10 protein-coding genes are annotated in these 12,197 nt (G+C 71.2%); 5 read left to right on the forward strand and 5 right to left on the reverse strand.

The genetic code is table 11. The annotated features are described in order from the left end of the window. Positions 1–199 precede the first annotated feature (199 nt). From H305_RS44210 to H305_RS0102130, 3 genes are read left to right on the forward strand one after another with little or no spacing between them, the layout of a single operon-like run. Positions 200–1,528, forward strand: coding sequence for an MFS transporter (locus H305_RS44210; RefSeq protein ID WP_051370322.1), 1,329 nt, complete (start codon positions 200–202; stop codon positions 1,526–1,528). A 4-nt stretch (positions 1,529–1,532) separates the two neighbouring features. After that, positions 1,533–2,687, forward strand: coding sequence for an anhydro-N-acetylmuramic acid kinase (locus H305_RS0102125; RefSeq protein ID WP_028798954.1), 1,155 nt, complete (start codon positions 1,533–1,535; stop codon positions 2,685–2,687). Positions 2,688–2,741: 54 nt separating this feature from the next. Further along, positions 2,742–3,671, forward strand: coding sequence for a DUF2510 domain-containing protein (locus H305_RS0102130; RefSeq protein WP_028798955.1), 930 nt, complete (start codon positions 2,742–2,744; stop codon positions 3,669–3,671). A 182-nt stretch (positions 3,672–3,853) separates the two neighbouring features. On the opposite strand, the gene H305_RS0102135 is transcribed toward H305_RS0102130, so the two are convergent. Then, a complete protein-coding gene (locus tag H305_RS0102135; protein ID WP_028798956.1) occupies positions 3,854–4,471 on the reverse strand; it encodes a TetR/AcrR family transcriptional regulator in 618 nt (205 codons plus the stop codon). Positions 4,472–4,754: 283 nt separating this feature from the next. On the opposite strand from H305_RS0102135, the gene H305_RS44215 reads away from it, so the two are divergent. Further along, positions 4,755–5,726, forward strand: a complete 972-nt coding sequence (locus tag H305_RS44215; protein ID WP_078628829.1) for a phosphatase PAP2 family protein — start codon at positions 4,755–4,757, stop codon at positions 5,724–5,726. Then, entirely contained in the window at positions 5,723–6,679 is a 957-nt protein-coding gene (locus tag H305_RS0102145) for a hypothetical protein (RefSeq protein ID WP_028798957.1), read from the forward strand. The genes H305_RS44215 and H305_RS0102145 overlap by 4 nt, the downstream gene beginning before the upstream one ends. 161 nt (positions 6,680–6,840) lie before the next feature. Here the strand turns inward: H305_RS0102145 and H305_RS0102150 are convergent, their stop codons facing one another. The 4 genes from H305_RS0102150 to H305_RS44220 form a co-directional block, all read right to left on the reverse strand. Then, positions 6,841–7,695, reverse strand: a complete 855-nt coding sequence (locus H305_RS0102150) for a phospholipid scramblase-related protein (protein WP_028798958.1) — start codon at positions 7,693–7,695, stop codon at positions 6,841–6,843. A 52-nt stretch (positions 7,696–7,747) separates the two neighbouring features. Then, a complete protein-coding gene (locus H305_RS0102155; protein WP_028798959.1) occupies positions 7,748–9,799 on the reverse strand; it encodes a phosphocholine-specific phospholipase C in 2,052 nt (683 codons plus the stop codon). Between the two features lie 804 nt (positions 9,800–10,603). After that, entirely contained in the window at positions 10,604–11,209 is a 606-nt protein-coding gene (locus tag H305_RS0102160) for a hypothetical protein (RefSeq protein ID WP_234020597.1), read from the reverse strand. Next, positions 11,206–11,640 (reverse strand): ATP-binding protein, encoded by a 435-nt coding sequence (locus tag H305_RS44220; protein WP_234020598.1) that lies wholly within the window; start codon positions 11,638–11,640, stop codon positions 11,206–11,208. The genes H305_RS0102160 and H305_RS44220 overlap by 4 nt, the downstream gene beginning before the upstream one ends. Positions 11,641–12,197 lie beyond the last annotated feature (557 nt).

The following is a 12,197-nucleotide window of genomic DNA, read 5'->3' on the forward strand; positions in this document are numbered from 1 at the left end:
CCCGGTGGAGGCGGCTCGGCGGAGCTGTTCCCGAGACGGGTGACGGTGGGGTTCCGGAGGCGACGCCACGGGTCGCCCACCAGCGCGTGTGAAAGTTATTGACAGTCGACGGTCCCGGAAATGAAGCTAACTTTCCAACATCAGTCTCCGCCTCCGGCCGGGACCGCCCGGCCCCGGCACGCCCCCGGGAGGAACCGGCATGAGCGCCCCCGCGCACGACCCGGACCTGCGCACCGCGCAGCCCGAGCACTCCCGCAGAGCGCTGCTCGCGGGCTCCGTGGGCAACTTCATCGAGTGGTACGAGTTCGGGGTCTACGGCTACTTCGCGACGGTCATCGCGGCCCGCTTCTTCACTCCCGAGGGCGGCAGCGAGGTCGAGGGCCTCGTCAAGACGTACGCGTCGTTCGCACTGGCGTTCTTCTTCCGTCCTGTGGGAGCGGCGCTGTTCGGGCGGCTCGGGGACCGGATCGGGCGGCGGCCCGTGCTGATCCTGGTGATCACGCTGATGACGGCGGCGACGACCCTGATCGGCGCGCTCCCCACGTACGCCACCGTCGGCGTCCTCGCCCCCTGGCTGCTCACCTTCCTGCGGGTGCTCCAAGGACTGTCCGCGGGCGGCGAGTTCGGCGGCGCGGTCTCGGTGATGACGGAGTTCGCCCCGCCGGGCAGGCGCGGACTGTACGGGTCGTGGCAGTCGTTCACGGTCGCGCTGGGCCTGCTGGGCGGCGCGGGCGTGGCGGCGCTGCTGGCCACCGTCCTGGCCGCGCGGGAGCTGGAGACGTGGGGCTGGCGGCTGCCGTTCCTGCTGACACTGCCGCTGGGCCTCGGCGCGCTCTGGCTGCGACTCAGGCTGGACGAGACGCCCGCCTTCCGGCGCGAGTCGGCGGACGAGGGAGCGCGGGAGCGGCCGCCGCGCGGCGAGGTCGCCCGGGCGATCACGCTCGGCGCCGCGCGCGTCATGGGGTGGGCCGCGGCCGGTTACACCTTCCTCGTCGTCCTCCCCTCCTACCTGCAGAGCAGCCTGAACGCGAGTTTCCGGCAGGCGCTGCTCGCCACGGTCCTCGCCAACCTCGGTTTCGCGGCCACGATCGTCCCGGCGGGTCTGCTCAGCGACCGCGTGGGGCGCCGCCCGGTGATGCTCACGGGCGCCGTCCTGGTCACCGTGCTCTCGGTCCCGCTGCTCAACCTCCTTCAGGACCCGGGAGCGTCTGACGCGGTGAAGGGGACGGCCGTAGTCGTGGCGGGTGCCGTCGTCGGGCTGATGGCGGGGCCGGGGCCCGCGATGCTCTCCGAGATGTTCCCGACGAGCGTCCGCTACACGGGCCTGGGACTCGCCTACGCCTTGTCCAATGCGGTGTTCTCGGGCTGTGCGGGGCTCATCATCACGGAGACGATCAAACGGACGGGGAGCGTGGACATCCCCGGGTACTACGCGGCGGCGACCTGCGCCGTCAGCGTCCTCGCGCTCGCCACGCTCGGCAGGCGTCCGCGTACGCTCGCCAAGGGCCAGGAGATCCAGAGGAGTTGATCAGGTGCGGGTGATCGGCCTGATGTCCGGCACGTCCTACGACGCGATCGACGCGGCGGCGGCCGAGCTGACGCTCGACGGGGACAGTCTCGTCCTGCGCCCGCTCGGGCTCGTCGACGAACAGTACGACGCGGACCTGCGCGAGGCCCTCGCGGCGGCGCTGCCGCCGGCCGCGACCAGCCTGGCCGATGTGTGCCGGCTGGACACCCTGATCGGGCGGTCCTTCGCGGCGGCGGCCGTGCGCGCCGATCGTGAACTGTGCGACGGATCGGCCGAGTTGGTCGCCTCGCACGGCCAGACGGTCTACCACTGGACCGAGGACGGGCAGGTCCGCGGCAGCCTCCAGCTCGGTCAGCCCGCGTGGATCGCCGAGGCGACCGGGCTGCCCGTCGTGGCCGACTTCCGCCCCCGCGACATCGCCGCGGGCGGCCAGGGCGCGCCGCTGGTGAGCCTGATCGACCTGCTGTGGCTGCGCGGCAGGCCGGGTACGCCGGTCGCCCTGAACCTCGGCGGCATCGCCAACCTCACCGCGCCGAACGGCACCGCCTTCGACACGGGCCCGGCGTGCGCGCTCGTCGACGCGGCAGCCCAGGGACTGAGCGGAGGGAGCCTTGCCTACGACGTGGACGGCGCGCTGGCCGCCCGCGGCAGCGTCCACGGACCCCTGCTGCGCCGCCTGCTCGACGAGCCGTACTACGCGCTGCCCGCGCCCAAGACGACCGGCAAGGAACTGTTCCACCTCGGCTATCTGCGGGACGCCCTGGCGGGTTTCGGGACGCTCACCGCCGAGGACGTCATCGCCACCCTCACCCGGCTCACCGCCCGCACGGTCGCGGAAGCGGTGCGCGGGGTCGGGGCCACCGAGGTGATCGCCTCGGGCGGCGGAACCCGCAATCCCACCCTCATTGCGATGCTGGCCGAGGAACTGCCGGGTGTGCCGCTGCGCACCTCCGACGAGCTGGGGCTCCCGCCGGACGCCAAGGAGGCGTACGCCTTCGCCGTGCTGGGCTTCCTGACGCTGCACGGGCTGGCGGGCACGGAACCGGCGAGCACCGGGGCCCGGCACCCCAGCGTGCTCGGGTCGATCACCCCGGGCCGCGGCGGGCTGCGGCTGCCGCCGTCCGCCGACCGGGCGCCGGTCCGGCTCGTGCTGAAGTGATTCCCGGGGCACCCTCTCATCCGCCTTTCACCCGGGGCTCATACGGTGGGCACCATGACGCAGGCGACTCCTCCCGGCTGGTATCCCGACCCGGGGCAGACAAGTGACGCTCCCGCCACCGAGCGCTGGTGGGACGGTAGGACATGGACGGACCAGACCCGCCCGGTCGGATCGGCCGCCCCCTGGGGTCCCCCGGCCTACCCCGCGGCCGGACCGTACCCGGCCTCTCCGCAGTCCCGGCCGCGGCGCGGGCTGCGCACGGCCATAGCCGTCGCAGCCGCGATCGCGGTCCTGGCGGGCATCGGCGGCGGCGTGTACGCCCTCACCAAGGACGACGGCGGCAGCGCGAACTCCCAGGGCCCCACGAAACCGAACGGCCCGGGGGACGGCCAGGGCGGACCCGGGGGGCGGTCACCGGCCCCCGACCGGTCCGGACAGCCGCGGACCGAGGACGGCTACGCGACCGACGGGCTCAGCGGCATCAGTCTCCCGGTGCCGGACGGCTGGACGGGCCGGAGCATGCAGGCCGGGGCCTCGGTCTCCACGAAGGACACCTACAAGTGCCCCGGCGACACCTCGCAGAACTGCCAGCGCGGCGGCGCCTACTCGGCTCCCGCCCTGGTGCAGGGCCTGAAGGCGACCACGGCGGAGGCGGCGGCCAAGGAGGACATCTCCAAGAACGCCAAGGAGTCGTACGGCGAGGGATACGGCACGATCACCTCGCACACCGAACTCGCCTCGAAGGCGGTGACGGTGGCGGGCGAGAAGGGCTACCTGGTCCGCTGGAAGGTCGTGACGAGCAAGGGCGACGACGGCTATGTCGAGTCGCTCGTCTTCCCGTCCCCGGTGGTGCCCAAGAGCCTCGTCGTGGTGCGCTTCGGCATCGACGTCAGCTCCAGGGCGCCCGAGCTGTCGGTGATCGACACGATCACCGAGGGCATCAAGGCCGCGCCGGGAGCCGGCGGCAACGGCCGGACCGTGTGACCCCCACCGCTCCAGGGACCCCGCCGGGTCCCGGGAGCGGTGCGGGCTTGGATCGGCCGGGTGGAGCGCCCCTCCGCTCAAGGGGAACCCCACCCGGCCGGGGGGTGCGCGCCGCCCCCGTCCCCACGGTGCGGCGCGGTACAGGCCGACGTCCGGTCATCCCGCGGACGGCGACCTGAGTCTCAGGTCAGGCCGAGTGTGGGCAGCACGACGGCCTCGACGAATTCTGTGAGATACGCCTCGTCGGCGTACCGGCCCTCCAGGAGGGGGCGCACCCGCAGCACGCCGAGCAGTTGCGCGGGGATGAACTCCAGCGCCGGATGGTCGGCCGCGATCTCGCCGCGGTCGACGCCACGCTGGATCATCTCCCTCAGCTCGGCGACCTCGGGTTCGACGAGCGCGTCGCGCAGCGCCTGCTGGAGCTCCCTGTCCTGTGTCACGGCGTGGCCGAGGCCCTGGAGGAGCTGGGTGCTGTCACGCCCCGACCACTCGCCCGCGGCCCGCGCCGCCGCGCGCAGGTCCCCGGCGAGCGATCCGGTGTCGATGCCGGAGAAGCGCGGACAGCGGTTGGCGCGCAGCGCCGCCGCCACGAGCTGGGGCTTGGTCCGCCACTGCCGGTAGAGCGTGGACTTGCTGCACCGGGTGCTCGAGGCCACGCCCTCCATCGTGAGCGATTCGTACCCGCAGGCCCGGATGTGGTCGAGCACGGCGTCGTAGAACTCCCGCTCACGCTCGGGCGTGATCTTGGAGCGGCGCGAGGCGACGACCGAGTCCGGTCCGTCCGCGGCCTGCGACGTCATGGCTCTTCTCCTCGTTGGATCCGGAGTGGTCCAAGACGAGTCCGGACGGAATCCGGCTCGTCTCGGTGGTCGGCTTCACACAGTCTAATCGATACGCCACTGTACCGGTACGACCTCGTATCGGTACAGTTACGTATCGGTACACCCCCGTATCGGTACACCAACGTATCGGTACACTCACGTATCGATGAGCCTTGGACAGGACCCACTTCTCTGTCGAGTGGATCCTGTCCTGGGCTCACCACGCACCACCCAGTAAGACCGTCAGCAAGGGGGCCGGGGGATGAATTCCCGAACCGAGCCTGCAGAGTCCGCCGCGGAACCGGAGCCGCCCGACGCGGCCATACGCCGGGCGGTGCCCAGGGGCACCGCCACCAGGGCATACGCGCGCGCCATGGCCGCGCTGCCGCGCCCGCGCAAGGGCGGCCCGCGTGTGCACGCGGGCACCACGCGGACCGGGGCGCGCCGCCCCTCGGAGCCCGACGAACCCTCGGCCCGGCCGCCGCTGCTGCGTGAGCTGCTGCTCGTCGTGGGCCTCTTCGTCGTCTACAAGGTCGGCCGCCAGATCGCCGCCGGCCACACCGCCGAGGCGTTGCGCAACGCCGGCCACGTATGGGACCTGGAGCGGGCCGTCCACCTCCCCGGCGAGGGCGCCGTCCAGGGCGCGCTGCTGCACAGCGACACCCTGGTGCACCTCGCGAACACCTACTACGCGACCGTCCACTTCCCGGCGACCGCGGCCTTCCTGATCTGGCTGTACCTGCGGCGCCCCGTCCACTACGTGTGGGCCCGACGGATCCTCGCCGCGGTGACCGCCGCGGCACTCGTGGGACACCTCGCCTTCCCGCTCGCCCCGCCGCGCCTGCTCGACGCGGCGGGCCTCGTGGACACCGGTCAGGTGTACGGCCCCACGGTGTACGGGGCGCACCCGGCGACCGACTCGATGGCGAACCAGTTCGCGGCGATGCCGTCGCTGCACTTCGGCTGGGCGCTGACGGTGGCGATCGGGCTGATCGCCACAACCCGCTCCCGATGGCGCCCGCTCTGGCTCCTGCACCCGCTGCTCACCGTGCTGGTGATCGTCGGCACGGCGAACCACTATTGGCTCGACTCGATCGTCGCGACCGCGCTGCTCGGCGGCGCCCTCGCGGTGATCCCTCTTCCGCACCGAACGGCGACGACCGCCGGACGCGCCCAGGAGCGCGCCGGTGAACCGGTCGCGGACCTGCCGGAGCTCGTGGGGGCGGGGCGATGAACGCGACCGTCACCGCCGTCGTCCTGTCCCTGTTCTCGGCCGTCGCCTACGCCGCGGCCGCCGTCGCCCAGGAGCGGCTCGCCGCCCGGTCCGCCGGATCGGGCACGCTGCGCCTGCTGGCCGGCGGCGCCTGGTGGTGGTCGGTCGCGCTCAACGCCTCCGCCGCGCTGTTGCACGTCGCCGCGCTCAAGTACGGCACGCTCACCCTGGTGCAGCCGCTCGGCGCGCTCACGCTCGTGGCGGCGGTCCCGCTCGGCGCGCGCATGGCGGGGCGGCGGGTCAGCGCGGTCGAGTGGAGGGGCACGGCGCTGACCCTGATCGGACTGGCGGCACTGCTCGTCACGGCGTCAGGACCCGCGCCCGACGACGTGTTGAGCGTGCCCGAGGCGCTGGCCGTCGCCGGTACGACGGCCGTGCTGATCGGCGGGCTGTCCCGTCCCGGCGCCCGGCCGGGCCTGCGGCACGCCACCGCCTCCGGATTCGCCTCGGGCGTCGCGTCGGCACTCACCCAGACGGTGACGGTGGCGGCGACGGACCGCTCGCACTCTCTGCTCAGCGCCCAAGTGATCGTGGTGGCGTTGCTCGTGGCGGCCTTCGCGGCGGGCGGACTGCTCCTGTCGCAGACCGCGTACCAGGGCGGTCTCGGCGCTCCGCTCGCCGTGGTGACGCTCGCGAATCCGGTGGCCGCGGTGGTGATCGGCCTGTCCCTGCTCGGCGAGCGGCTCGAGGGCGGCGCCGGCGGGATGCTGCTGGCGCTCGCCGGAGCGGGGATCGCGGCGTGGGGCGTCGTGACGCTGTCGCGCTCGGCGCCCGAGCCCGTGGCTCCGGCCCACGACGCGGTGGACGACGACCACCCGGTCGCCGCGGTGCTGGCGCTGGAGTCCGGACCGGCGGCGTACGAGCCCTCGTTGGTCCCGAAGCAGCCCAACTCCGGACATCTGACGACGCTCTAGCTCCGGGGGCGCGGACACGTTCCCGCTTGCGGACGAGGACATGTTCCTGCTTCCGGGGGCGCGGACACTCTCCGGCTCAGGGGGGGGCGGACGCCCTCCGGCGCCGGGAACGACGGAAGGGCGGTCGCGGGTTCCCGCGACCGCCCTTCCGCATAGGGGACTCAGCCCAGACCGCGGGAGTCCTGCTTGAGCGCCGTGTCCACGGTCAGCGCCGTCGCCACGACGAGGCTCAGCAGCGGCTCCGGGAGCTGGAAGTGGATCTGCAGGACGTAGTTGTCCGCAGTGGTGAACATCGTCTTGGCGAGGCCTTCCCAGGTCTTGGTGATCCGGGCCACCTCGTTGTCCGCGTGGTCGACGATCGCGAAGTTCCAGGCACGCCAGTTCTCCGCCTTGATCGCGCCGACCTGCTGGCCGTTGACGTTCATCGCGAAGTTGATCTTCCCGAACATGTTCTGCTGCACGATCTCGCCGACGGGCGAGCCGTCCGGACGGGACACGATCACCCGCGACTTGAGGAACTTCGCGGGACGGGTCAGCAGCAGCTGCGGCTGACCGTGGGCGTCGCGGATCTCCAGCCTGTGCGTCATGAACTGGTCGAGACTGGAGACGAAGCGCAGGATCTTCTTCAGCGCGCTCTGCCCGACCTCGGTGACCGCGCCGAGCTGGTTGCCGTTCTGATCCATGACCTTGTACTCGTTGGTCAGCTCGATCAGCTTGGCCTTCTGGTTCACCACCAGGACGGGCTCGGTGAACAGGCTGCCGCCACCGGCGGCGTTGGGCGCGACACCGGCCTGCTGCTGCACCTGACGCTGCACACGCGGGTCGGGTGCGGCCGCGGGCTGCCGGCCGTAACCCTGCTGCGGCTGGGCCTGGTGCGGCACCTGCGGCGCGGCCGGGGCCTGCTGGTCCGCATTCGTGTGGTCCGTCCACTGCGAGCCGTCCCAGTAACGCAATGTCTGGGGCGCCCCGTGCGGATCCGGGTACCAACCTGCAGGAGTGTTCGAATGCGTGGTCACCGGGGCACACTACCCTGAGATGGCCGGAATTCAACCGGCGCCCGGGCAACCATCAGACGGTCACGATCGCCGGGTCACTGACACCGGGTCGGCCATTCTCGACATGTCCGGCGAATCGCCGCAGGAATCCCGCGTCCGCGTCCGACACCACCGTCAGGTCGTACCAGCGCTTGCTCGACCGCAGGTCCACCGTGTGCTTCACGGTCGCGCCGGGCCGCACCTTGAACGACCGCGGACCTGCGCCGTAGCCGTCGGTGAGCTTCAGACGCACCGTGCCGGAGCCCTTGTTGCTGAATGTCAGCTCCAGGTTGTCGCCCACGTGGCGGGCGGTGACCTCGGGGCCCGCCGTCCGGCCGGGACCCCTGAAGGTGCGCAGGAAGCCGTTGGGGCCGTGCACCGTGAGGTCGTACGAACCGTTCGAGTAGGCCGAGTTCCAGGTGTCCGCGACCGTACGGCCCGCCTCGGTGGTGTACGTCCAGGGGCCGTCGGTGCGGTTCCCCGAGGTCACGAGGAAGGCGGCACCGGCCTTGGCGCCCGAGCCGAAGGTGAGCGTGAGGGTGCCGGCCGCCGCGTCCGCCGCGCCGTCCACCAGGGGCGCGTACTTGAGCGGGCGGGCCGGGCGCGAGCCGCGCTCCTGCTTCGGCAGCGCCGGGTTCGCGGGCGGCGTGGGCACGTAGTCGGGGTGACGGTCGCGGTCCGGCGGGCGGTAGCCCTCGGTGTCCGGCAGGGCCACCGGCTTGGTGTCCCTGCGGGAGAAGTCGAAGGCCGAGGTGAGGTCACCGCTGATCGCGCGCCGCCACGGCGAGATGTTCGGCTCGTGCACCCCGAAGCGGCGCTCCATGAAGCGGATGACCGAGGTGTGGTCGAGCGTCTCGGAGCAGACGTAGCCGCCCTTGCTCCAGGGCGAGACGACGATCATGGGCACCCGCTGGCCGAGACCGTACGGCCCGGCGGCGTGACCCGCGTCACCCTTGAAGAGGTCGGGACCGACGTCGACGGTCGACTTGCCCTGTGCGGCCGACTGCGGCGGGTAGGGCGGCACGAGGTGGTCGAAGAAGCCGTCGTTCTCGTCGTACGTGATGAACAGGGCCGTCTTCGCCCACACCTCGGGCGCGGAGGTGAGCGCGTCCAGGACCTGGGCGATGTACCAGGCGCCGTAGTTGGCGGGCCAGTTCGGGTGCTCGGTGAAGGCCTCGGGCGCGACGATCCAGGAGATCTGCGGCAGCTTGCCGCCCTTCACGTCGGCCTTCAACTGGTCGAAGAAACCCTCGCCCTTGCGGGCGTCGGTTCCGGTGCGGGCCTTGTCGTAGAGGGGGTCACCAGGCTCGGCGTTGCGGTACTGGTTGAAGTACAGCAGCGAGTTGTCGCCGTAGTTGCCGCGGTACGCGTCGGGGATCCACCCCCAGGAGCCGTTCGCGTCCAGCCCGTCGCCGACGTCCTGGTAGATCTTCCAGGACACCCCCGCCGCTTCGAGGCGCTCCGGGTAGGTGGTCCAGTCGTAGCCGGCCTCGTCGTTGCCGAGGACGGGTCCGCCGCCCTTGCCGTCGTTGCCGGTGTATCCCGTCCACAGGTAGTAGCGGTTGGGGTCGGTGGAGCCTATGAAGGAGCAGTGGTACGCGTCGCAGACGGTGAAGGAGTCGGCGAGCGCGTAGTGGAACGGGATGTCCTCGCGGGTCAGGTAGGCCATCGTGGTCGCCGACTTGGCAGGCACCCACTTGTCGTACTTGCCTTTGTTGAAGGCGGTGTGTCCGTCGCTCCAGCCGTGCGGCAGGTCCTGGATGAAGGCGAGCCCCAGGTCGTCGGCATCCGGCCGGAAGGGGAGCACGTCCTTGGTGCCGTCCGACTGGTGCCAGACGGACTTGCCGCCCGACGTCGTCGCGGGCCGCGGGTCGCCGAAGCCGCGGACGCCTCTCAGCGAGCCGAAGTAGTGGTCGAAGGAGCGGTTCTCCTGCATCAGGACGACGATGTGCTCGACGTCCTCGATCGTGCCGGAGCGGTGGTGGGCGGGCAGCGCCGCAGCACGCTGGATGCTGTCGGACATCGCGGTGAACGCCGCAGTACCACCGGCGAGTTGAAGGAATCGGCGCCGATTCACTTGGGTCATGAGTGGGTGACCTCTTGTCCTGACGGGCCCGGTCGGCCGAATAGTGAGTGATTGTGCGCGGTTGGAGTGTTCCAAGAGCACCAAACGTCAGGGAAGGGCCCCGTGGCTCACATGTGAAGGTCGGCGGTACGCGAGGCGAACAGTTTCGGACAGGGCGTCAGGCCGTCGTCCCGAGCGGTCCATGACCCCGCCGAAGGCTCCGGCCGACAGCCGGGCGACGAAGCCTTCCGCCTGGCGGAAGAATCCTTGCCGCACTGTGGCGGCCGTCACGAATCCGGTGCGCAGCGGGGCGACGAGGCCCCGCGTCTCAGGGACGGGAACGCCATGCCTCACATGACCGCTTTCGGCAGGAACCAGTGGTACAGCTAGCGCATCTTTCTGACCTGCGCTCATGTGGGGGCGATGAGGCTGTGACCTGCTAGGACGGGTTGCAGAGGCGAGCGGAGGCAGTCAGAGGAAAACACTCTGATTCGACGGCACCGATTGGAGGTCGGTCCCGGACACCACCCGTGGTTTTAGCGGGCCCGGTTGTCTCGTTTCCGGACCACTCAGTCCCCCCGACCCGGCAGGGCTCTTCACCTACGGATGCCCGGCACTCGTCGTAGCAGAAGGGAATCCACAGGAGGTGGCCGGGCAGCCCGGCCTCACAAGGGAATTCGTCGCCCTTCGCCACCACACCCACGGGAAGCTCGACCGACATCAGGCGTATGGCGGGGCACAGTTCGCCGCCGGTCAGCTGCATGACCGTTCCTTTTGATGACCTCGCGGGTCATGTGCCCTTGTTCCTCTCGGGTCGGGGTCACTTCAGGTGCCGGGGCGCCCGGCGGCCGTCCATGCGGCGTACTCCTGGCGGACGTAGGGGCGGCGGCTGGAGTCGAGCGTGATCGCGTCGGGGTGGTGCGGGCCGGCCACCAGGCCGGGATGGCGGCGGTCGTGCAGCACGAGTTGTTCGGCGGTTTGTGCGGCGGCGCCGAGCGGGCCGGGGCCGTCCAGGGCCATCCGGTCCATAAGAGCAGCCCTACGCAGCAGCCAGGCCCGTTCGGCGGTCGTAGCATCGACCGGCGGGCCGGTGACGGTCCGGACTTGGCGGCCGTCGCGTTCGGCCCCGAGGGCGAGCACCTGGTGCATCTCGCGGCGCAGGTCGGGGGCATTGGCGTACGCCTCGTGCGGAGGCGGCGCGTCGATGACCTCGGCGGTATTCGGGGTGACCCCCACGCTCTCCGCCGGTACGCCGAGGCAGCGTTTGCAGAGCACCGTGTCATGGTCGGGGTCGCCGTGGTCGAGGGCCGACAGGTTTGCCGGGGAGGGCACGAGCACCTGCGCCGGGCCCAGGCAGCCGTCGATGGGGCACGGTTTGTGGTTCGCGAAGGCCCACTCGGTGGGGTCATCGGGTGATCCGGGGCCGGTCATGCCGAGCACCTCAGGCAGGCGCGGACTTCGCGTCCGCTGCGCGTCTGGTGGACCTCGGTCGACCGTGCGAGGTACTGGACGATGCCGGTGCCGCGGCCGTGTTCGTCCGGGGCGATGTCGGGGCGAAGGCGCTCCACGGCCATTCCGGAGTCACTGACCACGATGTGCAAAGTGCCGTGGTCGAGGACGAGCAGCAGGGTCATGCGCTCGCGTCCGTACTGGGCGGCGTTGGCAGCGAGTTCGTCGACGATGAGAACGGCGGAGTCCCGTTCGCTCGCGGGAACACTCCAGGTCTCCAGCAGATCGGCCGCGAAGTGACGAACGGCGGAGACGTGCGCCTCCTGCGCGGGCAGGGTGAGCAGCGCCTGCTGGCTGCAGTGCCGGGTGAGCAGCGAGCTCGGGCAGGGGGAATCGGTTACAAACATGGTCATCTGGCTCTTCTGTGGATGTGCGGAGACCCGAAAGTGGGCGACCGCCAACGACTTCGAGGGGCGGTCGGTATGCCGGATCCTGCATGGGAGCGCTCATTCAGTTCCACGGGCGGCGCATGCCGAACGGTTCGAGTTTTTCGCGCCTTTCGCTCAACTTCTGGCGGGTCAGGTCAATGCCGATGGCCGGGCTGAGCTCACTCGCCTCTGTCCGAGCTCGATGCCGTACCCGGCGAGCAGGGCACTGGCAGCTCAGTCCCCACGTCCGTGGTCTTCTTCTCGGCCCTCGGCGTGCAGATGCCTTGGCCCGGCCGGGGGCAGCGACGGCCTCAGCGCCCGCGGAGCCCCTTCTTCGCTCCGGGCTGTACGGACTTCGGAAGAGAGGGAGAGTCGAGAACGCGGGCCGTCTGGTGAACCCCGTACATCCGCTTGCGCGAGGGGACGGGGAACACCTCGGCCAGGCTCTTCTGAGGCCCAGGGCGCCGTCACCGGCAACCCGGAGGGGGCGTGCACGCACTGTCGGCGCACTCACGCATCAAGTTCGGCCGAGGACCGGCCCG

The organism is Streptomyces sp. 142MFCol3.1, from assembly GCF_000424945.1.
Taxonomy (GTDB): domain Bacteria; phylum Actinomycetota; class Actinomycetes; order Streptomycetales; family Streptomycetaceae; genus Streptomyces; species Streptomyces siamensis.